The organism is Amycolatopsis sp. La24 (assembly GCF_029087445.1).
GTDB lineage: Bacteria > Actinomycetota > Actinomycetes > Mycobacteriales > Pseudonocardiaceae > Amycolatopsis > Amycolatopsis nivea.
In genome coordinates this window covers 65,598-90,604 of the sequence record NZ_JARACH010000035.1, presented here as the reverse complement: position 1 = coordinate 90,604, position 25,007 = coordinate 65,598, and the positions used below count along the sequence as shown (strand labels likewise).

Annotated in this window: 22 protein-coding genes and 1 tRNA gene; 13 read left to right on the top strand and 10 right to left on the bottom strand. The window is 70.1% G+C overall.

Translation table 11 applies throughout. The features are described 5' to 3' along the window. From PUT80_RS28725 to PUT80_RS28710, 4 genes are all read left to right on the top strand, one after another. On the top strand, positions 1-458 hold a 458-nt coding region (locus PUT80_RS28725), incomplete at its 5' end, for an orotidine 5'-phosphate decarboxylase / HUMPS family protein (protein ID WP_275294076.1). 35 nt (positions 459-493) lie between these two features. After that, positions 494-763, top strand: a complete 270-nt coding sequence (locus PUT80_RS28720) for a hypothetical protein (protein WP_037818437.1) — start codon at positions 494-496, stop codon at positions 761-763. Between the two features lie 40 nt (positions 764-803). Beyond that, the gene (locus PUT80_RS28715; protein ID WP_037818438.1) at positions 804-1,418 is read left to right on the top strand and encodes a GPR1/FUN34/YaaH family transporter; all 615 of its coding nucleotides are present in this window, start codon (positions 804-806) and stop codon (positions 1,416-1,418) included. Between the two features lie 61 nt (positions 1,419-1,479). Then, positions 1,480-2,682: an FAD-dependent oxidoreductase gene (locus PUT80_RS28710; RefSeq protein ID WP_275294075.1), complete on the top strand. Its 1,203-nt coding sequence runs from the start codon at positions 1,480-1,482 to the stop codon at positions 2,680-2,682. A 46-nt stretch (positions 2,683-2,728) separates the two neighbouring features. On the opposite strand, the gene PUT80_RS28705 is transcribed toward PUT80_RS28710, so the two are convergent. Beyond that, entirely contained in the window at positions 2,729-3,358 is a 630-nt protein-coding gene (locus PUT80_RS28705; RefSeq protein WP_275294074.1) for an MBL fold metallo-hydrolase, read from the bottom strand. Beyond that, positions 3,355-4,440 (bottom strand): S-(hydroxymethyl)mycothiol dehydrogenase, encoded by a 1,086-nt coding sequence (locus tag PUT80_RS28700; protein ID WP_037818441.1) that lies wholly within the window; start codon positions 4,438-4,440, stop codon positions 3,355-3,357. The genes PUT80_RS28705 and PUT80_RS28700 overlap by 4 nt, the downstream gene beginning before the upstream one ends. Positions 4,441-4,588: 148 nt before the next feature. On the opposite strand from PUT80_RS28700, the gene PUT80_RS28695 reads away from it, so the two are divergent. Further along, a complete protein-coding gene (locus PUT80_RS28695; protein ID WP_275294073.1) occupies positions 4,589-5,842 on the top strand; it encodes a response regulator transcription factor in 1,254 nt (417 codons plus the stop codon). A gap of 533 nt (positions 5,843-6,375) precedes the next feature. Here the strand turns inward: PUT80_RS28695 and PUT80_RS28690 are convergent. Beyond that, a tRNA-Ile gene (locus PUT80_RS28690) sits at positions 6,376-6,449 on the bottom strand. A gap of 156 nt (positions 6,450-6,605) precedes the next feature. Between PUT80_RS28690 and PUT80_RS28685 the strand changes: the two genes are divergently transcribed. Beyond that, entirely contained in the window at positions 6,606-6,866 is a 261-nt protein-coding gene (locus PUT80_RS28685) for a hypothetical protein (RefSeq protein WP_275294072.1), read from the top strand. A gap of 17 nt (positions 6,867-6,883) precedes the next feature. Here the strand turns inward: PUT80_RS28685 and PUT80_RS28680 are convergent, their stop codons facing one another. Then, on the bottom strand, positions 6,884-7,474 hold the full coding sequence (locus PUT80_RS28680) for a TetR/AcrR family transcriptional regulator (RefSeq protein ID WP_275294071.1): 591 nt from the start codon (positions 7,472-7,474) through the stop codon (positions 6,884-6,886). Between the two features lie 45 nt (positions 7,475-7,519). Here PUT80_RS28680 and PUT80_RS28675 point away from each other — a divergent pair, with 45 nt between their 5' ends. Then, entirely contained in the window at positions 7,520-7,969 is a 450-nt protein-coding gene (locus tag PUT80_RS28675; protein WP_275294070.1) for an SRPBCC family protein, read from the top strand. A gap of 42 nt (positions 7,970-8,011) precedes the next feature. Here PUT80_RS28675 and infA read toward each other — a convergent pair whose 3' ends face one another. From infA to PUT80_RS28660, 3 genes are all read right to left on the bottom strand, one after another. Further along, on the bottom strand, positions 8,012-8,233 hold the full coding sequence (gene infA / locus PUT80_RS28670; protein WP_037818449.1) for a translation initiation factor IF-1: 222 nt from the start codon (positions 8,231-8,233) through the stop codon (positions 8,012-8,014). Beyond that, positions 8,223-9,014 carry a GNAT family N-acetyltransferase gene (locus tag PUT80_RS28665; protein WP_275294069.1) on the bottom strand — a complete coding sequence of 264 codons (792 nt, stop codon included), beginning with the start codon at positions 9,012-9,014 and terminating at the stop codon, positions 8,223-8,225. Before PUT80_RS28665 ends, infA begins: the two co-directional genes overlap by 11 nt. A 190-nt stretch (positions 9,015-9,204) precedes the next feature. Next, positions 9,205-9,339, bottom strand: coding sequence for a hypothetical protein (locus PUT80_RS28660; RefSeq protein WP_275294068.1), 135 nt, complete (start codon positions 9,337-9,339; stop codon positions 9,205-9,207). Positions 9,340-9,375: 36 nt separating this feature from the next. Here PUT80_RS28660 and soxR point away from each other — a divergent pair, with 36 nt between their 5' ends. Continuing rightward, positions 9,376-9,837 (top strand): redox-sensitive transcriptional activator SoxR, encoded by a 462-nt coding sequence (gene soxR / locus PUT80_RS28655; protein WP_037818450.1) that lies wholly within the window; start codon positions 9,376-9,378, stop codon positions 9,835-9,837. A 73-nt stretch (positions 9,838-9,910) separates the two neighbouring features. On the opposite strand, the gene PUT80_RS28650 is transcribed toward soxR, so the two are convergent. After that, a complete protein-coding gene (locus PUT80_RS28650; RefSeq protein ID WP_275294067.1) occupies positions 9,911-12,163 on the bottom strand; it encodes an ATP-binding cassette domain-containing protein in 2,253 nt (750 codons plus the stop codon). Between the two features lie 639 nt (positions 12,164-12,802). Between PUT80_RS28650 and PUT80_RS28645 the strand changes: the two genes are divergently transcribed. Continuing rightward, positions 12,803-13,918: an aldo/keto reductase gene (locus PUT80_RS28645; RefSeq protein WP_275294066.1), complete on the top strand. Its 1,116-nt coding sequence runs from the start codon at positions 12,803-12,805 to the stop codon at positions 13,916-13,918. Between the two features lie 1,371 nt (positions 13,919-15,289). Further along, positions 15,290-17,461, top strand: a complete 2,172-nt coding sequence (helR, locus tag PUT80_RS28640) for an RNA polymerase recycling motor ATPase HelR (protein ID WP_275294065.1) — start codon at positions 15,290-15,292, stop codon at positions 17,459-17,461. A 4-nt stretch (positions 17,462-17,465) separates the two neighbouring features. On the opposite strand, the gene PUT80_RS28635 is transcribed toward helR, so the two are convergent. After that, on the bottom strand, positions 17,466-18,431 hold the full coding sequence (locus PUT80_RS28635) for an Lrp/AsnC family transcriptional regulator (protein WP_043834206.1): 966 nt from the start codon (positions 18,429-18,431) through the stop codon (positions 17,466-17,468). Positions 18,432-18,541: 110 nt separating this feature from the next. Here PUT80_RS28635 and PUT80_RS28630 point away from each other — a divergent pair, with 110 nt between their 5' ends. After that, positions 18,542-19,954, top strand: a complete 1,413-nt coding sequence (locus PUT80_RS28630) for an amidase (protein ID WP_275294064.1) — start codon at positions 18,542-18,544, stop codon at positions 19,952-19,954. 38 nt (positions 19,955-19,992) lie between these two features. On the opposite strand, the gene PUT80_RS28625 is transcribed toward PUT80_RS28630, so the two are convergent. After that, positions 19,993-23,118 (bottom strand): BTAD domain-containing putative transcriptional regulator, encoded by a 3,126-nt coding sequence (locus PUT80_RS28625; RefSeq protein WP_275294063.1) that lies wholly within the window; start codon positions 23,116-23,118, stop codon positions 19,993-19,995. Between the two features lie 95 nt (positions 23,119-23,213). Here PUT80_RS28625 and PUT80_RS28620 point away from each other — a divergent pair, with 95 nt between their 5' ends. Together PUT80_RS28620 and PUT80_RS28615 are read left to right on the top strand one after the other, a co-directional pair. Further along, positions 23,214-24,080, top strand: coding sequence for an NAD(P)-binding domain-containing protein (locus PUT80_RS28620; RefSeq protein WP_275294062.1), 867 nt, complete (start codon positions 23,214-23,216; stop codon positions 24,078-24,080). A gap of 11 nt (positions 24,081-24,091) precedes the next feature. Continuing rightward, positions 24,092-24,946: an NAD(P)-binding domain-containing protein gene (locus tag PUT80_RS28615; RefSeq protein WP_275294061.1), complete on the top strand. Its 855-nt coding sequence runs from the start codon at positions 24,092-24,094 to the stop codon at positions 24,944-24,946. Positions 24,947-25,007: the final 61 nt, after the last annotated feature.

Genomic DNA, 25,007 nt, shown 5'->3' with positions numbered 1-25,007 from the left:
TCGCGGATTTGAAGACGGCGGACGCGGGGGAGCTGGAGGCGACGCTGGCGTTCGAGGCGGGGGCGGATCTGGTGACGGTGATGGGGGCGGCGGACGACGACACGGTGCGGGGTGCGGTGGCGGCGGGGCGCAAGTACGGGAAGGAGGTGGTGGCGGACATGATTTCGGTGACCGAGGGCCGGGTGGCGCGGATCCGGGAGGTGGCGAAGCTGGGGGTGTCGTTCGTGGAGATCCACGCGGGTTTGGACGAGCAGGCGCGTCCGGGGTATTCGATCGAGGCGTTGCTGGCCGACGGGCGGGAGGCGGGGGTGGCGTTCTCGATCGCGGGCGGGGTGAAGGCCGCGACGATCGGGTTGGTGAAGGAGGCGGGCGCGGCGGTGGCGGTGGTCGGGGGCGGGATCTACAACGCGCCCGATCCCGCCGCCGCGGCCCGCGAACTCCGCCGCCTCACCGCCTGACCACACCCGCCCGATCGGAACAGAAGGGAGTCGGCGTGGAAGTCCAGAACCCCGCCGCGGGCAGCACTTACGGCTCGTTGCTGCTGCAGGCCGCCGGAGTGCTGCGGCTGCGCTACGTGGAATGCCGTCGGGACACCAGCTTGTCCCCGGAGGCGGCGGTCGAACTCGCGACCGTCTTCGAGGCGCTCGCCCAAGGCGAGCCCGCGTTCGACCAGATCGACCCGAAAGAAGCGATCGCACTGGCGAACCGGCTGATCGACGACGACCATCCGGAGCTTTCCCGCCTGTGGCCCACGACCCGGTAACCCGTCCGCGGATCATTCGCAACTCAACGAGGAGTACACGATGACGACTGCCGAAGCCACCGAAGCGCCCGCACGCACCATTCCCGAGGGCGATCCCGCTCTGATCGGCGTGCCGACCTTCATCGTCGGCGCCACCGCGCTCGGCCTGGTGCTGACCGGCTACGTCCCGGCCGGCGCCGTCGGGGCCTCGATCGCGATCATCCTGCCCGCCACCGGCCTCGGCCAGCTTGTCGCCGCGGTATGGGCCGCCGCACAGGGCCAGAGCGCCGTAGCCTCCGTGTTCGGCATCTTCGCCGGATTCTGGCTCAGCTACGCGGTGCTGGTGCTCGGCCTGACCCACAACTGGTTCGGCATCCCCGCCGACGCCGCGGTGTCCACCCAGGGGCTGTTCCTGACCGCCTGGCTGGTCATGATCGTCCTGCTGACACTGGCCAGCCTGCGCCTGCCCGCCGCGTTCACCCTTCTCTTCGCGCTGATCGACCTCGCGCTCGCACTCGTGCTGTTCGGCACCGTGAACGGCTCCGCGAGCCTCACCGCCGTGGGCGGATATGTCGTCTTCGCGTTCACCGCGGTCGGGGTGTACCTCTTCCTCGGCGCGATGTCCGCGGCGACGGGCGGCCGTTCGCTGCCGCTGGGCCGGCCAGTACTGAGCTGACCTGGGACGGGGCGGCCGCCCGGCCGCCCCGTTTTCGCGTGTACCGCAAAGGAGTTGATCTGTGACCTCGCCGACCTTCGTCGTCATCGGAGCCGGACTGGCTGGGGCAAAAGGGGCGGAAGCGTTACGGGACAAGGGGTTCGACGGCCGGATAGTCCTGGTCGGAGACGAGGAGCACCTGCCCTACGAACGGCCGGCGCTGTCGAAAGACTATCTGGCGGGCAACGTCTCCCGCGACAGCCTGTACGTCCACGACGCGACCTGGTACGCCGAACAGCGCATCGAGCTGCGCCCCGGAGTCCGCGCGACCGGCATCGACCGGGCGGCGCACCAGGTGCGGCTTTCCGACGGCACCGGCCTCGACTACGCGAAACTGCTTCTGGCCACCGGTGCCAGCGCACGCACGCTCCCCGGCGCCAACGGGGTCCGCTACCTGCGCCGCCTCGAAGATTCCGATTGGCTCAAGGGTTTGTTCACGACCGCGAGCAGCCTGGTCGTGCTCGGCGCCGGCTGGATCGGGCTGGAGACCGCGGCCGCCGCCCGCCGCGCAGGGCTCGACGTGACCGTTGTGGAAGCGCTCCCCCAGCCGCTGCTGCTCGCGCTCGGCCCCGAAGTCGCCGCGGTCTTCGCCGAATCGCACCTGCGGCACGGGGTCGATCTGCACCTCGGCGTCCAGGTCGACCGGGTCGAGCGAGGCAAGCGCGTCAAGCTCGCCGACGGCACCGTCCTCGAGGCCGACGCGGTCGTCGCGGGGATCGGCGCTCAGCCCAACACCGGCATCGCGCGCGCCTGCGGGCTGCGAGCCGGCAACGGCGTGCTGGTGGACGCGAGCCTGCGCACCAGCGACCCGGACATCTTCGCCGCCGGGGACGTCGCCAACGCCTACCATCCGCACCTGGGCCGCCACGTGCGCGTCGAGCACTGGGCGAACGCGCTCAACCAGCCCGCGGTCGCCGCCGCGGGCATGCTCGGCAAGAACGACGTCTACGACGAACTGCCGTACTTCTACACCGACCAATACGACCTGGGCATGGAGTTCCTCGGCACGATCGACGGCTACGACCGCGTCGTGTTCCGCGGCGACGTGCCCGGCCGCGAGTTCATCGCTTTCTGGCTCAAGGACAACCGGGTCGTCGCCGGGATGAACGTCAACATCTGGGAAGTCACTGAGCCGGTCAAAGCGCTCATCCGCTCCCGCCGCCCGATCGACCCGGACCGCCTCGCCGACCCCGGGGCGCCGCTCGACCGCCTCGCGGCCCCCTGAGGACAGCGGAAGGCCGGGCCTTCACCGGCCCGGCCTTCCGCTGTCCTCAGTGCCCGCGGGCGATCCAGTCCGACAAGTGCGGCGCCTCGTCGCCGATCGTGGTGGCGTCGCCGTGTCCGGTGTGCACCTTCGTGGCGGCGGGAAGTTCGAGCAGCCTGTCCCGGATCGACGAGACGATCGTCGGGAAGTCCGAAAAGGACCGTCCGGTGGCCCCCGGACCGCCGGAGAACAAGGTGTCGCCCGAGAACAACGCGCCTGCCTCGGGCAAGTACAGGCACACCGAGCCGGGCGAATGCCCCGGAGTGTGGACGACCCGCAGCTCCGTGCCCGCGACCGCGATCCGTTCTCCGTCCCGCACCGGCCAGAACTTCTCGTCCGGGTGCGTCATCTCCCACAGCTCCTGGTCGCCGGGGTGCAGCAGCACCGGCGCGTGGAGGTTCGCGGCGAGCGCCGGTGCGACGGTGACGTGGTCGTTGTGCCCGTGCGTGCACACCACGGCGACGACGTTCCGGCCGTCGACCGCGTCGGTGATCGCCTTCTCGTCGTGAGCGGCGTCCACGATCACGACCTCTTCGTCGTCGCCGATCAGCCAGATGTTGTTGTCCACCTCCCAGCTTCCGCCGTCGAGCTCGAAAACCCCCGAGGTGACGACACGCTCGATGCGCGGCCCGCTCACCAGACCACCACCGAGCGCAGCACGTCGCCGGCGTGCATCGCGTGGAACGCCTTCTCGACGTCGGCGAGCCCGATGCGTTCGGAGACGAACTTCTCGAGCGGGAGCCGGCCCTGCCGGTGCAGATCGATCAGCATCGGGAAGTCCCGCTCCGGCAGGCAGTCGCCGTACCAGGACGACTTCAGCGCCCCGCCGCGGGAGAAGAAGTCGATCAGCGGCATCTCCAGCCGCAGGTCCGGCGTGGGCACGCCGACCAGCACGACCGTGCCGGCGAGGTCGCGGGCGTAGAACGCTTGCCGCCACGTCTCCGGGCGGCCGACCGCGTCGATGACGACGTCCGCGCCGAATCCGCCGGTGAGTTCCCGCACCGCCGCGACCGTGTCGGTTTCCGACGCGTTGACGACGTGCGTGGCGCCGAGGTCGCGGGCCCATTCGAGCTTCCGCTCGTCCCGGTCCACCGCGATGATCGTGGTCGCTCCCGCGAGCCGGGCCCCCGCGATCGCCGCGTCCCCGACTCCCCCGCAGCCGATCACCGCGACCGAGTCGCCGCGGCCGACCGCGCCGGTGTTCACCGCGGCGCCGAGGCCCGCCATCACGCCGCAGCCCAGCAGACCCGCCACCGCCGGGTCCGCCGACGAGTCGACCTTGGTGCACTGTCCGGCGTGCACGAGCGTCTTGTCGGCGAACGCGCCGATGCCCAGCGCGGGGGTCAGCTCGGTGCCGTCGGCGAGCGTCATCCGCTGGGCCGCGTTGAACGTGTCGAAGCAATACTGCGGGCGGCCGCGCTTGCAGGCCCGGCACTGACCGCAGACCGCGCGCCAGTTCAGGACGACGAAATCGCCCGGCCGCACGGAGTCGACCCCGGCGCCGACGCTTTCCACCGTGCCCGCCGCCTCGTGCCCGAGGAGGAACGGGAACTCGTCGTTGATCCCGCCTTCGCGATAGGTCAGGTCGGTATGGCAGACCCCGCAGGCCGCCACCGCGACGACGACCTCGCCCGGTCCCGGATCCGGGATCACGATGTCCGCCAGCTCCACCGGACTTCCCTGCGAACGGGCGATCACCCCGCGTACCTGCTGTGGCATTCTTTCTTCCTTCGTGCCGAGCGACAAGCCATGCGCCAGAGCGCATACCGCTCCGACGGTAGTGCCGCGCCGAGCCGCCGCGACCCCGTCGTCCGGCGAGGAATTCCTGGTCTTCCGGCCAGGCGCCCGGGAGGTTACCCTGAGCCGGATGCCCGCCGACTCCACCGCCGCCGACCTGCCGGGGCTGCGCGACGTCGTCGACGGCCCGCTGCACGACATCGCCGGGCGGTTCTCCCGCTACCTCGCCGAGACCTGGCCGCACCGCGCGCTCGTGATCTTCACCCGGGAGTGCACCGGCAGGCCCCGCAAAGTCGCCGGCGACCCGGAGACGACGGGCAAGATCACGATCCCCGAGCTCGAGGCGCTGAAGGCAGCCGTGCTGCCCGGCTCCGCGACGAGGACGACCGCGCAGCTCGGCGGCGCGGCGCGGCCGGTGTGGTCCGTGCACGACCCCGTCGGCACCCTGCTGGTGCTGATCCCCCGGACGGCGCGGAAGCCGGTGCCGCACCCGGTGCTGCTCGCCGAACTTTTCGGGATCGTCGCGACGTCCATCCGGCAGCAAGTCACGCAAGCGAGCCCGGATTACCTCACCGAGTCCCGTGCGGCGTCGAGCGAACGCGCGCGCACGATCGTCGAAATGGCTGCGACACAGGAAAGAACCCTCGTCACGGTCCTGAACGCGCTGCGGTCGGCCAAGCTGGACGCCGAGGGCGCCCGAGCCGCCGCCACCGACGCCGCCTCTGCCGCGCTGGTGGCCCTGCGGTCGGCCCACAAAACCGATCTCGCGCTGTCCGAAGAGCCAGTGCACACCGCCTTCGCCCGGCTGCGCCGGGAAGTACGGCAGGTTCTGCGCCACCACGACGCCGAACTGGAGTTCGTGGAGCCGCGGCCCGACACGCGTCCGCTGTGCGGAGAACTCGCACCCGCCGCACGAGCCATGACCTGCACAGCGGTCCTGGCGTTCACCGCCCAGCCGACGTTGACCCGACTGCGCGTCGCGTGGTCCTGCGACGACTCTTCGCTGCGGCTGGACATCCGCGACCACGAGTCCGGACGCCTCGACGTCGATGCGCTGCACCTCCAGCTCGACGGACGCGCGAAGGCACTCGGCGGCGCCGTCGAGGTCGACGCGGTGTCGGGCTGGGGAAGCCGGGTATCGATCGTCCTCCCCCGCTCCCTCACGCGGGACAGCACGGAAACCACCGGCCTCTCGCGACTCAACCGCCGCGAGCTGGAAGTCCTGCGGCACCTTGCACAAGGACTGCGGAACAAGGCAATCGCCGAACGGCTCGACATCACGGAGAGCACTGTGAAGTTCCACGTGGCGAATGTCTTGAAGAAGCTGGAGATCGGCTCGCGCGGGGAGGCCGCGGTTCTGGCGCTGAACGCCGGGATCGCGTGAACGCGTTCCTCGTTGCCGCAAGACCGTCAGCCACTCGTGAAAGTTCTGCGCCCCGGCCACACCACAGCCCTGCGCGCAGGCGGCTCCGCAAATCTATTCTTTTTTCGGTACCCGGCGGCGAATTCAGTTCAGAACCGCCCGACCGGCCAGCGGATTGCCCGGAACGTGCGGCACCTCCATTTCGCGGAACGGCGATACCAGACAATCTCTCCCACGTCGCCGGTGCGGCAATTCGGCGGTTGGCGGAGATGTCCGAAATACCAGTCCAGCTCCCGGCGCCCAATCTCGGGAGCCACCATTGCGATGTCTTCGTCGTCGAGGCAGTTGACCCGCATGGGCACGCTGTCGAGGTAGGCGTCAATCGCGGAGTCGGCGCCGTTCTTCGCCCTCAGATGCGTTCTCCAGTCCGGGACGAGCTCCCGGATGTCATCCGAGCACCCCGACGGGCGCCTCAACAGCGGTCAGGGAATCAGTCGTGCATTGGAGCTCGTTCCTGTTTCCGCAGGTCAAACCCTATATAAAGGGAGGCAGAGTGGGCCGGGTCGGGCTCGAACCGACGGCCAAGGGATTATGAGTCCCCTGCTCTAACCAACTGAGCTACCGGCCCCTGGGTTCGCTTCCGCAGGTCGATCCCCCCAGTTCACGTCAACTTAGCACAGGCCCCGCGCGGGCCGGGGGCGTAGGCCGATCGGGTCGAGACCGCTCGCGGGGGCCTCGGGGTCGCCTAGATTGCTGGGGGTCGGGTCCCGAGAGGAGAACCGCCATGCGCAACCTGGGACGGGTTCCGCTCGCGCTGCTCGACGCGCTCGCTGCCGGGCTCGGGCTGGGTTATCTCGCCCGCGACTATCGCGACGCGCTGATCTCGCACGGGCCGGTGGCGTCGATCGCCGCGGTCGTCGGGATTGCGGTAATCGTGGCGGCATTTCGGGGATACCGCGTGCTTCGCAGTGCGAACACGCGCCTGGAAGCGATAATCGCGGACGAGTTGTCCCGGCGTAAGCCGTCGCCTCGGCCGCGGCGATGATAGGCCGCGAGGGGAAATTACCTGCCCAGTTCGACAATGGCGGCGTACAGGCCGGGCGCGAGAGCGTCGGCTAGACCGCCGGGCGGGACTGTTTCGCGCAGAAGGTGCAGCCAGGCGAAAACCGAACCGAGCAGCATCGAGTGCACGACTGACATCTCAGGGTGCCGGGCCAGTTCGCCGCGGGCGATCGCGCGGTCGAGCACTTCGGTCAGGTAAGCCCGTTCTCGCACCAAAAACAACTCGCCCAGCCGGGCGGTGGGTGCGTCTTCGGCGCGGAGGTCGGCGAGCAGGCCAGGCAAGGCGTTGCGTACTTGCGGTCCGTCCAAAGCGGACTGAATGTCGGCGAGAACGCCTGCTACATCGCCGCGCAAGGTGCCGGTGTCGGGTGGTGCCGCGAGGGCGTCGTCGTGCACGACCGCGGCGAAGACGAGTTCCGCCTTGGACTTCCAGCGCCGGTAGAGCGCCGCCTTGCCGACGCCGGCGCGCGCGGCGATCGCGTCGACCGTGCATCGCTGGTAGCCGACTTCCTCCAGCAGCTCGTTGACCGCGGCTCGCACCGCCGCGTCGATCCCCTGCTCCCGCGGCCGTCCGCGCCGGTTGTGCGTCATGGAGCACAGTTTACGAGACTGCCAGTTCCGTATATGTTCGGGGGCATGACCTGGGACAAAACCTCCACCCGCACCCTCGCCGTCGACCCGGCCGCGCTGTGGGACGTCCTCGCCGACGTCGAGAACTGGCCGCGCTGGGACCCGGACGTCGCGCGCGTCGTCCTGCACGGGCCGGTCGCGACAGGATCGACCGGATTCCTTTACCCCAGCGGCGGATTCCGCGGCGGCGTGCACGCGAAAATCGCGAAGGACTTCACCTTCACGAGCTGGCGGCCCGGCCACGAGTACACGCTCTGCCAGCCGGTTCCGCTCGGGACGATGGACCTCCGGCTGAGCGTCGCGGCCGTCCCCGGCGGGGCCGAGCTGACCCAGCGCATCGTCCTGGACACGCCGCTGCGCGCGGTCATGGTGCGGATCATCGGTGCCGACATCGTGGCGAACTTCGGCCGGAAATGCGACGCGCTGACCCGGCTCGCCGCCGCGAAAACGGGCTGACCGCCCTTGCGGTCCCGGCGGGAACCGCAAGGGCGGACCGGACTAGTTCCGGTACCGGAACAGGATCCGGCCCCGGTCGAGGTCGTACGGACTCAGCTCCACCAAAACCCGGTCGAACGGGACGATCTTGATGAAGTTCTTCCTGATCTTGCCGCTGATGTGGGCCAGCACGTGGTGCCCGTTCGCCAGCTCGACGGTGAACCGGGCGTCGCGCAGGCACTCGACCACGGTTCCCTCGACTTCGATCCCGCCCTTACCGGCCATTGCGCATCAACTCCACCGTGCTGTTCGCCCGCCGCGCGCCGATACCCTCGAACAGCGCCGTCGCCGCTTCGTTGGCCTCATTCACTTCGGCGGAGGCCGTCGGGATTCCCGCTCGGTGCAGGACGCCGAGCGTGTTCAGCAGCAACCCGCGTGCGATGCCGCGGCGTTGCCGATCCGCGCGGACGGCGATAAGCCCGATCCGGGGCAGGCGCGTCAACTGAACCACCCGGAGCAGACCCACATACTCGCCGTCCTCGACAGCGACGGCGTACTTCGACGGATCCACAATCGTGTCGTCAGCCGGTCGAGGCAGCACCTCGGCCGGCATCTCCGACCAGCCCACGCTCGCCTCGACCTCGGCGCGGACGACGCGGTCGAGCTCGCGCAGCGGACCCTCGTCGGCGGATCCTGCGGGCACGACCGTGACGCCCGGCGGCAGCACGACCGGCCCGGTGACGTGCGGATCCGTGGGCACGACGTACTCCCACTCGCGCCGCCGGACCGTCAGCCCGGCCCGTTGCCAGCCGTCGAGCAGTTCGCGGTCGGTCTCGTCGACCACGGTGTGGAGCGGGTCCGGCAGCGCGGCCAGCATCTCGCGGGCCAGCTGGTCGAAAACTGAGCGATGCCAGGCGTCGACGCTGAGGAAGACCCGTCCGTCGGGCCGGGTGGTGGCTTCGGCGCGACCGGCCAGCCTGCCTTCGTCCAACGCCTGCCAGAGTCCCGGTTCGACCCGGGTGATGCTCACCGCGGGTTCGCCCGCGGTGAAACGCACAGTGTCCATGATGGTCACCTTTCGGATTGCCTTTGCTCAAGGCGCTCCTGGCAACCCCTACGTCAGTCGCCCGACCGTGACGACACGGGGAGCACCCACATCGAAACAGCGTTCATGGGGCTCACCTCCTGGCGTCGAGTCACGGTCGGGCGAACCATAACCGCGCGCTACGGACCTCGTCCACCGAATTAAATTCTCCTCAGCCGATCCGCAGCACCACCTTGCCGCGACCGTGTCCGGCGGCGCGGCCCATGCTCAGGGTCGCAATCGGCACAAAATTCCCTTCCCGCGCAATCGCCGCCTTCCGCCCGGCGGTGCTTACAGTGGACTTCATCAAGCGGACTTGAGGTCAAGCACGGAAAGGGCTGCCATGCCCCAGATCACGCGCGAGGTCGTCTGGCTGAAGCCGGGACAGATCGCCGAACGCGCCGGTGTGAGCGTCCCGACGCTGCACTACTACGAGAGCCGCGGACTCATCGCGAGCAGGCGCACGAGCGGCAACCGGCGCGAGTACCGGCGCGACACGCTGCGCATGATCGCCTTCATCCGGACCGCGCAGCGCGTCGGCGTGTCGCTGGAGGAGATCAAGGACGCGCTCGCCGAACTGCCGGACCGGCGCATCCCCACCAAACGCGACTGGGCGCGCATCTCCCGCCGCTGGCACGACCGCCTCACCGAGCGGATCGAGGAGCTCACCGCGCTGCGCGACCGGTTCTCCGACTGCATCGGCTGCGGGTGCCTGTCGCTGAAATCCTGTCCGTACTCGAATCCGGACGACGTTCTCGGGCAGGGCGGGACCGGGGCGCGCCGGTTCCCTGGCTTCGGGTCGTGAGGGCCACCCTGGGGGAATCTGATTCCCTCAGGGTGGCCCTCACGGACGGAACCGGAGGGCAGCGCGGGTCGGCTTAACCGCTGAGCGCGGCCCGGAAGTAGCGTCCGGTCGCGCCGTCGTGCTCGGCGAGCCCCTTCGGCGTGCCGGTGTAGAGCACCTGGCCGCCGTTCTCGCCCGCGCCGGGGCCGAGGTCGAGCACCCAGTCCGCCGCCGCGACGACGTGCAGCGAATGCTCGACCACGACGAGCGTCCGGCCCTCGTCGACGAGCCGGTCCAGCAGCGCCACCATCCGCGTGGTGTCGCTGGGATGCAGGCCCGCGGTGGGTTCGTCGACGAGCAGATCGTCGCTGGTCGAGTCGAGCTGGCGGGCGAGCTTCAGCCGTTGCCGCTCACCGCCGGAGAGCGTGTCGAGCGTGCGGCCGCTCGCGAGGTGCCCGAGGCCCAGTTCGCCGAGCAGCGCAGCCAGCCGGACCACGTCCGGATGCGGCACGTATCGCGCCAGCGCCGACACCGGCGTGCCCAGCACTTCGAGCACCGTTCGTCCGTCGAGCCGCGTTTCCAGTGCCTCGGCGCGGAATCCGGTCGCGTTGCACTCCTCGCACGGCGTGTCGACGTCCTCCAGGAACGCCAGATCGGTCCGCCGCACGCCGGTGCCGCGGCAGGCCGGGCACCCGCCCTGCGACCGCGGGTTGAACAGCTTCGGCGATTCGCCGCTCACCTCGGCGAACGCGCGCTGCACCGGATCGGCGAGCCCGAGCCAGGTGCCGACCGTCGACCGGCTCGTCGCGACGATCTGGCTCTGGTCGACGACCGTGAACCGCGGATGCCGCTCGGCGAGTTCGCCCGCCAGCGTCGACTTCCCGGACCCCGCCACCCCGGTGATCACCGTGAGCACGCCTGTCGGGACGTCGACGTCGATGTCGCGCAGGGTGTGCCGATTCAGCCCGCGCAACGGCAGCCAGCCGGCGGGTTCCCGCAGCGTGTCCTTGATCCGGACGCCGGTGCGCAACGCGCGCGCGGTTGTCGTGTCCGCCTTCCGCAGCTTCGCCGGCGGCCCGTGGAACACCACGCGTCCGCCCGCTTCCCCGGCTCCCGGGCCGAGGTCGATCACATGGTCCGCGGCGACCATCACCGCTTCGTGGTGGTCCACCACCAGCACTGTGTTGCCGTGATCACGCAGCCGCCGTAGTACGTCAACGAGGGACGCGACGTCGGCCGGATGCAGCCCGTCGGTCGGTTCGTCCAGGACGTAGGTGAGGTCGGTGAGGCTCGATCCCAAGTGCCGCACCAGTTTCAGCCGCTGCGATTCGCCGCCGGAGAGCGTCGGCGTCGCGCGGTAGCAGTGCAGATGCCCGAGGCCGAGCGTGATCATCGATTCCAGCCGCAGCCGCAACGCCGCCACCAGCGGCCGCGCCCACTCGTGGTCCAGTCCGGCGCAGAATTCCAGCAGCCCCGCCGCGTCGCGGTAGCCGAGGTCCACAATGGACACCCCGTTGATCAGGCTCTCCCGCGCGGCCGGAGCGAGCCTGCTGCCGTCGCACTCCGGACACGGCCGCTGCCGGGTCACGTCGGCGAGGGCCGCCCGCACCGCCGGACCCATCTTGGCCTCGCGTTCCACGAGCAGCCGCCGGATCCGCGGCACCATCGACTGGTACTTCGCGCTGGCCGGGAAGCGCGGCAACGGATTCGGCGGCTTCTGCGTCGGGCCGTGCAGCAGGAACTGCACCAGTTCCTCAGGCCATTCCCGCAACGGCAGATCGTTGTCGAAGAATCCCGAGTAGACATAGCGCTTCCAGATCCAGCTGCCGACCGCGAAACTCGGGAAGACCATCGCCCCGTCGTTGAGCGACCGGCCGCGGTCGATCATCCGCTCGCCGTCGATGTCGGTGACCGTGCCGAGCCCCGCGCAAGCCGGGCACATGCCGGACGGGTCGTTGAACGAGTAGGCGGGCGAGTACCCGGCGGACGGTTCGCCCAAGCGGGAGAACAACATCCGCAGCATGGTCCACACCTCGGTGGCGGTGCCGACCGTGGATCGCGAATTCGTCCCGAGCGGCCGCTGATCCACCACGACGACGGTCGTCAAGCCGCTCAGCGAACTGGCCTCGGGAGCCGGATCGTGCGGCAGTTTCGTGCGGACGAAAGCGGGCATCGTCGAGTACAACTGCCGCCGCGACTCGGCGGCCAGCGTCGCGAACGCGAGCGACGACTTGCCGGACCCGGAAACGCCGGTGACCGCGACCAGCTGGTGCTTGGGGATGTCCACGTCCACGTCGGCCAGGTTGTGAGTGCGCACACCGCGGAGGCTGATCATGTTCGACGGCATGTCTCGCAGCCTACGTCCTGGGGAGGGGTGCGGCGGGGCGGGTGGAGGTGGGGGTGCTTCGCTCAGGGAAGGGCTCGGCGATGTGGGGCCGGGCCATCGACAAACAGCATCGCGCGAGGCAGGTTGGGCGATGTTCGTTCGGAGCGCGCTCGACCGGGCGAAGCGAGCTGAGCCTTCGCACGGCGGATTTCCGCGGGCGGGGTGGGCGGTGCTCGTTTAGGGAAGCGCTTATCGAGGCGTGCCAGGCATTCGCCATCCGTGCGGGTGCTCGTTCGAGGAAATACCTGGCGGGCAAGAGAAGCGAGGTCTCGGGACTGGATTATTCGGGCCGGAACATTCGGTCTGGAGTTCGCGGTCGCCGGTGGTTCCTTCGCCGGTGCGGTGGTTCTGATGTGCGTCGCGATCAGCTCGGGACAGAGCACCGTCGCCGGTCGTGGCTCCAGGTCGAGTGGTCCGCGCAACTCCTCGACCACGATCACTCCCCCAACCGGCATCGGCTGGCGCCTGCGGGTCGCACCGCGCTTCCCCTGCGTCGGCCGTCCTGAAGCTTGGACTTGCTGGTCCATTTTTCCGAAGGCACCCTGGCCGAGCCAGGCGGGCACGGCCCGCGCGTGTTTCGGGAACGGAGTGAGGACCCCGATGTCTCTTGACCAGTATTACCTGCTCGGCCGGTCCGGATTGCGGGTCAGCAGGCTCGCGCTCGGCACGATGAACTTCGGCGTCGACGGGTTTCACGCCGCTTACGGGAAGTCCGAGGAGGAGGAGGCGCGGCCGATCTTCCGCAAGTACGTCGAGGAGGGCGGCAACTTCGTCGACACCGCGGACTTCTACACCGCGGGCGAGAGCGAGCGGCTGCTCGGCAAGTTCATCGCCGAGACGGGGAACCGGGATCGGCTCGTGCTGGCGTCGAAGTTCACCAACAGCGTCGACCCGGGCGATCCCAACGCGGGCGGCAACGGGCGCAAGCACATGATCCGGTCGGTGGAGGCGTCGCTGCGCCGGCTCGGCACCGACTATCTCGACCTGTTCCTGCTGCACACGTGGGATCGGATCACGCCGGTCGAGGAGGTGCTGCGCACGTTCGACGACCTGGTGCGGGCGGGGAAGATCCGGTACGCCGGGCTGTCGGACGTGCCTGCCTGGTACGCGAGCCGCGCGCAGACTCTCGCCGACGCGCATTCGCTGCCGCCGATGATCAGTCTGCAGCTGCAGTATTCGCTGGTCGAGCGGACGATCGAAACGGAACACGTCCCGGCGGGGCTGGAGCTGGGCTTGGGAATCACCGCGTGGAGCCCGCTCGGCAGCGGGTTCCTGAGCGGGAAGTACCGCAGCTCGTCGAACGGCCTGAGCGGCGAGGGCCGCTTGACCGGCGAGGGCGCCGTGGCGGCCGGGACCTGGACCGCGCAGCAGTGGGAACTGCTGAAGACGCTCGAGACAGTCGCGGACGAGCTGAACGTGACGATGGCGCAGGTCGCGATCAACTGGGTGGCGACGCAGCCCGGCATCGCGTCGGCGATTGTTGGGGCGAGCAGTGCGGAGCAGCTGGACGCGACGATGCACGCGCTCGACTTCACCCTGCCCGCCGACCTGCGCGACGCCCTGGACCGCGCGAGCGAGGTGCCGCCTGCCGGGCCGTACCGGATGTTCACGCCGGACTACCAGTCGTGGCTGATCAACCCCGGCGCGAAGGTGGGCGACAAACCGGAGGGGTATCGGCCGGTGGTACGGAACTGGGCCTCGCCGACGCAGGCGTGAACCGCGCGGGATTCCGCGCTGCAAGAAATGTTTCCCCCGCCCTTTTCAAGATATAGCGCACCCCGGGGCTTGCCGCAAGCCCCGGGGGATGCCGCAGAATCGCTGCTCGACCATGAGAATCCGGCTGTCGGGAGCGAGTGTGGGATCGGTGTGGGCACGATCGGGCTTTGAGACGTGCGGGGATGTCCTGCCGCCGAGAATCCGTCTGGCGCGGCTGCCGAGAGCGCATGCGCGCGACTCGGCGCGACCGCCGCCGTCCGGTCGGTTTCGGCTGGCTGATTGTGCTCGGCCGAACCGTTCGCCGTCGCCGAATCGGGCCGGTGCCGGGAACGGGGCCCTTGCTTTGCCGCCGCTGCAACGCCTGGGGCACGAAGGCGCGCGGAATTGGGTGCGCGCTCGCGCCTGGGTGCCCTCCACGGCACAGCTCGGGGATTCGGCTCAGCCTTCGACGCTCAACCTGCCGCCCTGTGACCGCCGCGTGCGAGGGCGCTCAGGGATGCCAACTGGCCACACGTGCGGCTGGAGCGCACGCCTCGGGCAGCGTCGTCGCGCCGAGCGAGACCGTCACCCACAGGTGGAATCGCCGCCTGGGCGAGGTCGTCGCGCCGGGCCGAATGGCCGCGGCAGGAGAACGCACGTCTTCGCGCTGAGCGAAGCCGTCACCGCAGGTGGAAACCGGCCCCTGGGCAAGGTCGCCACGCCGGGTCGACGTGCCGCGTCAAGCGAACGCGTGTCGTCGCGCCGAGCAAAGCCGTCACCGCAGGTGGAAACCGGCCCCTGGGCAAGGTCGCCACGCCGGGTCGACGTGCCGCGTCAAGCGAACGCGCGTCGTCGCGCCGAGCGAGACCGTCACCGCAGGTGAAACCGCTGCCTGGGCAAGGTCGCCACGCCGGAACCGAATGGCCGCGTCAGGCAAAGGCGCGGGTCGTTCGTGCGGATCGGGCTTCGAGCCGGGTCTAATCCCCGGGCTGCGGACCGAGGCCCCGGCTCTGGCTGGTGCGCCCGGCCCATCCGGCGAACCTGGCCGCCGAACTCGGATCGGGCAGCGCGGCTCCGCCAGCACAGGCCTACCGCCACGAGGCCGCTCACCCGCCAGCACAAGCCCGCCAGCACAAGCCCGCCAGCACAAGCCCGCCAGCACAAGCCCGCCAGCACAAGCCCGCCAGCACAAGCCCGCCAGCACAGACCCACCGATCCAACCCGCTCCACCCAGCCCGGACCGCTCAGCTCACCACGCGAGAAAACCGCGGCAAAACACCAGTCCGCCTGCCCACTTGACAGAAGGTGGACAATAAAAAATCGACGCGTCTTCACCAAGCAATCAGAAGTTCACGCCGAATGTAGATTCAGAATAACAGCAGCGAGGGGCACTTGTCAACTCAGGGGTACGAAGAAGAACTGCGGTCCGAACAGGACTACGTCGCCGGGCTGTATCGGCGGCTCGACGGGGAGCGCAGGAGGGCCAAGGAGCGCTACACCGCTGCCCTCAAACGAAACGACGAGGCGCCGGGCGAGCGGGATGTCGAAGTGCGCGCGCTCACTCGCGAAACGCGGCGGCTTTCGGTTGCCGACTCCGGGTTGTGTTTCGGGCGGCTCGACACCGTCGAAGGCGACCATTCTTACATCGGCCGGATCGGGCTTTTCGACGAGGACGACGAGTACAAACCCGTTCTTCTCGACTGGCGCGCGCCGGCGTCGAGCGCGTTTTACACCGCTACCGCCGCGACGCCCGAGGGCATGCGGCGACGGCGGCAATTCCACACGCGCGGGCGGCAGATCACCTCGTTCACCGACGAGGTCTTCGGCCGGCCCGGCAGCGGCGAGGAGAACGACGCCCTGCTCGCGGCGGTCAACGCGCCCCGTGGGGAAGGGATGCGGGACATCGTCGCGACGATCCAGGCCGAGCAGGACCGCATCATCCGGCTCGACCATCCCGGCGTCCTGGTCATCGAGGGAGGGCCGGGAACCGGGAAAACCGTCGTGGCGCTCCACCGCGTCGCGTATCTGCTGTACACGCAGCGCGAGCGGATGGAGCGCCACGGCGTCCTCGTCCTCGGGCCGAATCCCTCGTTCCTGAACCACATCGGGCGCGTGCTGCCGTCGCTCGGCGAGTCCGACGTGGTGTTCACCACCCCGGGCAGTCTCCTCCCGGGGCTGCACGCGCACGCCGAGGACGAGCCGGAAGTCGCACGGTTCAAGGGGTCTCTGCGGATGCTCGACGTCCTCCGCGCAGCGGTCGCGGACCGGCAGGAGCTGCCCGCCGAACCCGTGCTGATCGAGCTCCGCGACACCACCGTCCGGATCGACGCGGCGACCGCCGAGTGGGCTCGCGACGAGGCACGGCAGAGCGGGCGGCCGCACAACGAGGCGCGGGCGGTGTTCGTCGAGATCGTCACGTACGTGCTCACCGAACGCGCCATGTCGCGCATCGGGCGCGGTTGGCTCACCCGCGACGACAAGGAGGAATGGGAGGACCTCCGTTCCACGCTCGTCAACGAACTCCTCGCCGACCCCGCATTCGTCAAGGCGATCGACCGCCTCTGGCCGATTCTGACCCCGGAAAGCCTGCTGACCACGCTGTACTCCTCCCCCACCCGGCTCAAGGCGGCCGGTGCCGACCCGGCATTGCTGCGCGAGCCGGGCGAGCCCTGGACGGTGTCGGACGTCCCGCTCCTGGACGAGTTGATCGACCTCCTCGGCAAGGCTCCGGACCGCGCGAAACAGCAGGAGGACGCCGCCGAGCGCGAGGCGGAGGCCGAGTACGCGGCCGGCGTGCTCGACATCATGCGGCTCGACCGCGAGGAGATGGACGAGGACATCGGCCTGTCCGCGGAGCACCTGCTCTACGACACCGATCTGGCCGAGCGGTTCGTCGAGCACGACACCCGCGACCTCGCCGAACGCGCCGCGGCGGACCGGGACTGGACCTACCGGCACGTCGTGGTCGACGAGGCGCAGGAACTGTCCGAAATGGACTGGCGGGCGCTGATGCGGCGGTGCCCGAGCCGGTCGTTCACCGTCGTCGGCGACCTGGCGCAGCGGCGGTCGGCGGCGGGTGCGCTCGACTGGGGCACGATGCTGGATCCGTACGTCCCGGGCCGCTGGGCCTACCGTTCGCTCACCGTCAACTACCGCACCCCGGCGGAAATCATGGCCGTCGCGGCGGCGGTGCTGGCCGAGTTCGCGCCGGGGGCCGAGCCGCCGGAATCGGTGCGCGCGTGCGGGGTCCGGCCGTGGTCGAGGAAGGTCTCCGACGACGAATTGCCCGCCGCGGTCGAGGAATTCGTCCGCGCCGAGGCGGGCCGGGAAGGGACGAGCGTCGTGATCGGGCCGCCCGACGTGCCGGGCGCGGTGGCGGCGTCGGAGACGAAGGGGCTGGAGTACGACGCTGTGCTGCTCGTGGACCCGGACCGGATTCTCGAGGACGGACCGCGCGGCGCGGCTGAGCTGTACGTCGCGCTGACCCGGGCGACCCAGCGGCTCGGCGTGCTGCACCGCGGCGCGTTGCCGCCGGTGCTGAACGGACTGGAGGAACGGGGCTAACCGGTCAGGAGCGCAGTTCGGGCGCGAGGACGCTGCTGCGTTTCAACGCCTTCAGCACCACCCCGGTATGCACCGAATCCGCCTGCCGGGACCAGCCGGAACTGCCGACGAACTCGTGCAACGCGGCGATGTCGGGCAAGGTGACGTCAGCGAGCAGCTGATACTCGCCCGTCATCGCCGCCGCGTAGCGCACGTACGGCGAGCCCAGCAGGGCGCGGCCGATGTCGTCGACGTCGTGCGGGCGGCAGCGGATCCACAGCAGCGCCTCGACCGGCAGCCCGAGCACGGCCGGTTCCACCACCGCCCGGATGAACACCTTTTCCTCCCGCCGCAACGCTTCCAGCCGGCGGCGGACGGTCGATTCCGAGATCCCGGCGGCACGGGCGAGTTCCTCGTGCGTGCGCCGGCCGTCCTCGCGCAACGCGCGCACGATGGCGCGTTCGTCGCTGCTGAAGTCCACGCCGTCCGGCTGCCGGGGCTGCGGAGTCGGCTGCGGCAGCGACGAGATCGCCTCCGTCTCGGCCGGGCTCAGCAGCCCGGGCTGCCATTCGTGGATGGTGCGGTAGTACCGCGTGACGGTATCGGCCGTCAGATCGAGCAGGCCGGGGATTGCCGCCATCTCGTCGAACATGAAGGTCGGCAGCCGGTTGCGGTCGCAGAAGACCTCGGCGACCAGTTCGCCCTGTCCGGTGATCAGGTAGCAGAAGCTCGTCTCCGGCCGTCCCGCGAGCGCGGTGCCCGCGGGACGGCCGAGCCCGGCCCGGCAGCGGCCGCGCACCAGCAGCGGCACGCCGTGCGGCGAAACGGCGACAACCGTCACGACGCCGGTGCGCAGCAGGTGTGTCCCGCGCCGGGCCACCGTGCGCTCCGGCGCGTCCAGCACCTCGGCGATCCGCCGCCAGGACGCGCGGCCGTCGACTTGCAGCGCGCCGGCGATCCGGCGGTCGAGCGGGTCCAGCCGTGCGGTCATCAGCCAATACTGTGGCTGATTCCGTCATTTGTCGAGCAAGTCTTGTCCGACCCCAGCACCACGCGCGAAGCTGACGTCGCGAACGGACACCGGGGTCAGGAAGGAAACCAGTGAGCGCTGAGGAGATCTGCTACTTGCCCGCCCGCGAACTGGCCCGGCGGCTGCGCGTCCGCGAGCTGTCCGCCCGCGAGGTGCTGCAGGCCCATCTCGACCGGATCGAGCAGGTCAACCCGCAGATCAACGCCATCGTCACGCTCACCGCCGAGCGCGCGCTGAGCGAGGCCGCGGCCGCCGACGAACGTCTCGCACGCGGCGAGGAGGTCGGTCCGCTGCACGGGATTCCGGTGGCGCACAAGGACACGCACGACGTCGCCGGGGTCCGCACCACCTACGGTTCCCCCATTTTCGCCGACCACGTCCCCGACAGCGACACGCTCGTCGTCGAGCGGATCCGGAACGCGGGCGCGATCACGCTCGGCAAAACGAACGCGCCGGAGTTCGGGGCCGGTTCGCACACGATGAATCCGGTTTTCGGAGCCACGCGCAACCCGTACCGGCGCGAGCTGTCCGCGGGCGGCAGCAGCGGCGGGGCGGCGGCCGCACTGGCCGCGGGTCTGCACCCGCTCGCCGAGGGCAGCGACATGGGCGGTTCACTGCGCAATCCGGCGTCGTTCTGCAACGTCGTCGGCCTGCGTCCGTCGCCCGGCCGGGTGCCGACTTGGCCCGCGACGCTGCCCTGGGAGGCGCTGGGCGTGCAGGGGCCGATGGGCCGGACGGTCGCCGACGTCGCGCTGCTGCTGTCGGTGATCGCCGGGTACGACGAGCGCAACCCGATCGCGCTCGACCAGCCCGCCGCGCCGTTCGCCGGATCGCTCGACGCCGACCTCGCCGGGCTGCGCGTGGCGTGGTCGCCGGACCTGGGCGGGCTGCCGGTCGACCCGGCGGTCACCGCCGTGCTGGAACCGGCGGTGCGGGTGTTCGCCGAACTCGGCTGCCGCGTCGAACCGGCCTGCCCGGACCTCGCCGTGGCCGACGAGGTGTTCCGCACCCTGCGCGGCTGGCTCTTCCACACCGGGTTCAGCGGTCTGCTCGAAGAGCATCCGGACAAGATGAAGCAGACGCTCGCCGACAACATCGCTTTCGGCGCAACGCTTTCCGGTGCCGACATCGCCCGCGCGCAGACGCGGCAGCTGCAGCTCATCACCGGGATGCGCGAGTTCTTCACGCAGTACGACCTGCTCCTCGCGCCGGTGAGCCAGGTGCCGCCGTTCCCGGTGGAGTGGGAGTACCCGGAAGTCGTTGCCGGGCAACCGATGCACGACTATCTGGAGTGGATGCGCTCGGCGTACTCGATCTCGGCGACCGGGTGCCCGGCGCTGTCGGTGCCCGCGGGGTTCACCGAGGACGGACGTCCGGTGGGGCTGCAGATCATCGCGCCGCTGCGGGGCGAGCTAGGACTGTTGCGGGCCGCGCACGCTTTCGAGCAGGCGACCGGGCACGGGAACCGGCGGCCCGTCTTCTGAGCCGCGAGCCGAGGTCCGTGAAGGACTCCTTCCGGGAATCAGATTCCCTCAAGGAGTCCTTCACGGACCGCAGGCAGCGCTTCCCGTTCGCCGCCTGCGCGGAACTCGGCCGCGAATTCTGCCGCGCCGAGGACCTCGCTCGCGCGGGCGGTGATCCGGTCGACGTCAGTGCGCTCCGCGGCAGGCAGCGGTGCGCCGATCCCAGCGCGGGAAGCTGCGGCCGCGCCCAGCAAACGTGCGGCTTCGCGGGCTGCTCCGGTCAGTGCGTGTGCGCCCGCCAACCCTTCCAGCGCCAACGCGATCGCTCGCGGATCGCCGGTCCGGTGCGCGATCTCGTACCCTTCCTGCTGCCGTCGCAACGCCGTCTCCGCATCTCCGCGCAATTCGGCGACGAAACCGAGTTCCGCGAGAATCAACGTGTTCCCCGGCTCGAAATCGACCTGCTTGTTCCACTCGAGCAGCGTCCGCAAATGCTGTTCAGCGAGATCGAGGTCGCCCTCGCGCCGGGCGCCGAGGGCCAGTCCGGTCAGCGCATACATCTCCCCCGGCGTGAAGCCGTGCTCCGCGGCGACCGCGCGAGCCCGGTCATGCAGTTCGCGAGCGGCGACGTAGTCCTTGCGCAGCAGCGCAATCCGGCCTAGCCACGACAGCTGGTACGACGCTTCCGGCCACAAGCCCAGTTCCTCGGCGATCTGCAATCCTTCGATGTGGACCGCTTCAGCGCGCGCGTAATTCCCGGCAAGGGAACTGAGTGCACCGTGTGCGAAGTTCGCCTGCAGCTGACCCCATTTGTCGCCGATTTCGGCGAACAACTCCGCGCAGCGATCGGCGTAACGCCACGCTCCCGCGATATCGCCTCTCGACAGGGCCTGGCTCGCGTGGTCGCCGCTGGCCGCCGCGATCCCCCACCGGTCGCCGGTCGCTTCGAAGGCGGCGAGTGCCTCCAGGGTCAGCGGTTCCGCGCCGGGCAGATCGGCCACTGTGGACAGTGCGTAGCCGATGAACCACTTGGCCCGAGGGCTCGTCGGCAGATCGGCCACGGGACGCCAGTCCGGCCGGTCGCCAGCGAGGATGCCGAGTGCGGTGAGCGTCGCCTGTGCTTCCACGCGCAGGTCCTCGTCGCCGCCGGGCAAACCGAGGGCGGCGCGCAGGGAGCGCATCGCCTCGGCCATCCGGCCGCGCAGGAATCGGTACCACGCCAGCCGGTTCGCCAAGCGCAACGCGTCGTCGGCGCTCCCCCAACCGGCCAGATTCTCCGCTGCGGCACGGAGATTCGGCAGGTCCACGTCGAGGCGCTGCAGCCAGCGCCGTTGGTCGCGGGCGCGGAGACCGGCGTCCGCGGTACCGGCGAACTCGACGTAGTACTCCGCGTGCCGACGCCGCGTCTTCTCGACCTCACCGGCGTCGCGCAGCCGTTCCAGGCCGTACACTGCCACCGACTCAAGCAGCCGGTACCGCGCGTTCGCGGGCACGACGAGCGAGCGGTCGACAAGCTTCGCCAGCAGACCCAGCACCTCGCCTTCTTCGACGCCGTCGCCCGCGCAGACCGCCTCGGCCGCGTCCAGCGAGCAATCCTCGGTGTGCACCGACAACCGTTGCAGCACAAGGCGTTCCGGCTCGCTTAGGAGTTCCCAGCTCCAGTCGATCATCGCGCGCAGAGTCTGCTGCCGGGCGGGCACACCCCGGCGAGTGGTGTCCAGCAGACGGAACCGATCGTCCAGGCGGCGCAGCAACTCCGGTACACCCAACGCGCGCACACGGGTCGCGGCGAGTTCGAGCGCCAGCGGCAATCCGTCCAGTTTCCGGCAAATCTCGGCGACCGCCTCCGCGTCGGCACTGTCCACAGTGTACCCAGTGTCGGCGACCCGTGCGGTGAACAGCTGTGCGGCGCTGTCGTGATCCAGCGGGGGCACCGGGAACTGCGTCTCCCCGGCGAGCCCGAGCGGTTCCCGGCTGGTGGCGAGGATGCGCAGTCCGGGTGCGGCCGCCAGCAGCCGTGCAACGGTCGCGGCGACCGGCTCGATCAGCTGTTCGCAGTTGTCCAGGACGATCAGGGTTTCCTTGCCGCGCAAGGACTCGGCCAGCCGTTGCACCGGATCCGCCTGCACGGGCGCCGCCGCGTCCCGGATGCCCAGCGTCGCCGCGATCGCTTCCACTACCCACTCGATCGGCGGGCACTGGCTGAGCGCGCATTCGTGCCGGTCCATGCCAGTCAGCTCCACAAGCCACGCGCCCGCGGCGAAGTCGCCGCCGAGCCGGTGCGCGGTCTCCAAAGCGAGCCGGGTCTTGCCGACGCCGCCGGGTCCGGTGAGCGTCACCAGCCGGGATTCGCGGACGAGCGTGCTGACCGCCTTGGTCGCGGCGGTCCGGCCGACCAGTTCGGTGAGCGGCACCGGAAGCTGCGGGACGACGGCGGTCAGAATCGGGTCCTGCGCCAGGATCGACCGGTGCAGCGCGGTCAGTTCGGGGCCGGGATCGAGGCCTAGCTCGTCCGCGAGACGGCGGCGGAGTTCGTCGTAGGAGGCCAGCGCCTCGCTCTGCCGACCCGCCGCATACAGCGCGCGCATCTGGAGAGCACGCAGCCGTTCGCGCAACGGATGCTGCCGGACGAGGTCGGCAAGTTCCGCGGTCAGCGCGGTATGTTCGCCAAGCGCGAGCCGCGCGTCGGCGAGGTTTTCTTGCGCGACAAGGCGATCCTCTTCCAGCCGCTGGATGATCGGCTGCGCAAAGGCTTCGTCGGCGAACTCGGTGAGCGTCGGGCCTCGCCACAATGCCAGCGCTTCGGTGAGCAGCTCGGCCTTCGATCGCGGGTCTTCCGCCGTGTTCGCCGCTGCGGTCAACGCCCGGAAGCGTCCGACGTCCACGGCTTCCGGTTCGGTCCGCAGGACGTAACCGGGGGCCTGGAACACCAGCGCGCCGCCCGACCCCGGTTCGGCGCGTTCGAGCGCACGGCGCAGCTGCGAGACCTTCGTCTGCAGGGTGTTGACCGGCTTGCCGGGCAGCTGGTCGCGCCACAGGTCGTCGGCCAGCCGGTCCGCCGACACCGGAGCGCCCTCGTGCACGAGCAGGACCGCAAGCAGGGTCCGGACCTTGGCCTCGGGCACCCGCACCGGCCGGCCGTCGTCGCTGCTCACGGCCAAGGGCCCCAGGATGCCGAATCGCACGGATCCACCGTAACCGCATCCGTGCGCGGACCCCCAGCGAACCGTGCGCGGGCCTCGGCACCGTGGTCGGCAGATCAACGAACTGGAGGGACGACATGTCCGGGAATGCGACCTCGGCGACCGTGCTGGGGCTCGGTGCGATGGGCAGCGCGCTGGCCGGTGCGCTGCTCGAAGCGGGACGGCCGGTGACGGTCTGGAACCGCTCTGCGGACAAGACGAAGCCGCTGGTGGAGCGGGGTGCGGTGGCGGCGGGGTCGGCCGCCGAGGCGGTCGCGGCGAGCGAGCTGGTGATCGTCTGCCTGCTGGACGACGCGTCGGTGCGCGAGGTGCTCAAGACGGCCTCGCTGGCGGGCCGGACGGTGGTGAATCTGACCAACGGCACCCCTCGCCAGGCCCGTGAACTGGCCGAATGGGTCGAGGAGCAGGGTGGGATGTTCCTCGACGGCGGCATCATGGCGGTTCCGCCGATGATCGGGCGGTCGGGCGCGTTCGTGTTCTACAGCGGGCCCCAGGACGTGTTCGACACGCATCGCGCGGCGTTCGACGCGTTCGGCGGCAGCAACTACGTCGGCGAGGACCCGGGGCTGGCGGCGTTGCACGATCTCGCGCTGCTGTCGGGGATGTATGGCCAGTTCACTGGCGTCTTGCAGGCTTACGCGCTGATCCGCAGCGAAGGGCTTTCGGCGGTCGAATTCGCGCCATTGCTGAGCGGATGGCTGACCGCGATGGGCAGCTTCGTCCAGCACGCTGCGGTGGAGGTCGACAGCGGCGACTACACCCAGAACGTCGTCTCGAACCTGGGGATGCAGGCCGCCGCGTTCGAAAACCTGCCCATCGCCGCCGCTGACCAGGGCGTCAGCTCCGAACTGCTCGCGCCGCTGCACCAGCTGCTCCTGCGCCGGGCCGCCGACGGCCACGGCGCGGAAAACCTGACGAGCGTCATCGAACTGCTTAAGAAGTAAGGAGAACTCGGGTGAGTGTGACAGTGATCGGCCTCGGCCCGATGGGCCAGGCCATGGTGCGGTCCTACCTGGCAGCGGGCCACGAGGTGACGGTGTGGAACCGCACCGCGAGCCGCGCCGACGACGTGGTGGCCGCTGGCGCGAAGCGCGCGGGAACGGTCGCGGAGGCGCTGGCCGCGAACGAATTGGTAATCCTCAGTCTCACTGATTATCAGGCGATGTACGACATTCTCGCGCCGACCGAGGACGCGCTGCGCGGAAAGACCGTGGTGAACCTCAGCTCGGACACGCCGGAGCGCACCCGGGTAGCCGCGGAATGGCTGGCCGCGCGCGGCGCGGAGATGATCGCCGGCGGGATCATGGTGCCCGCGCAGGTCGTCGGCACCGAGGGTGCGTTCGTGTTCTACAGCGGCGCGCAGCCGACGTTCGAGCGGATCGAACCGGCCCTGCGCGTCATCGGACGGCCGGACTACCGGGGCGCGGATCCGGGCCTGGCGCAGCTGTACTACCAGTCGTTGCTGGATCTTTTCCTCACGACGCTGTCGGCGTTCCTGCACTCCGCCGCGCTCGTCGGCACCGCCGGGGTGTCGGCCGCGACGCTGGTGCCGTACGCGAACGAGCTGCTGACGTTGGTGCAGACGTCGCTGGACGAGGCGGCGAAGAACGTCGACAGCGGCAGCCACCCCGGTGACGAGGCGAACGCCAAGATGATGGGCGCGACGGCCGACCACATCCTCGCCGCGAGCCGGGACGCGGGCATCGACGTGGCCCTGCCCGCCGCGGTCAAGGAGCACTACGACCGCGCGATCGCCGCCGGGCACGGCCGGGACAGCTGGACCAGCCTGTTCGAGGTGATCCGCGGCTGAGCGCCCGCGGTCTGGGAAGCCGCCCGGGTCGAACGCGGGAGGACCGGCTGACCAGCCTGGT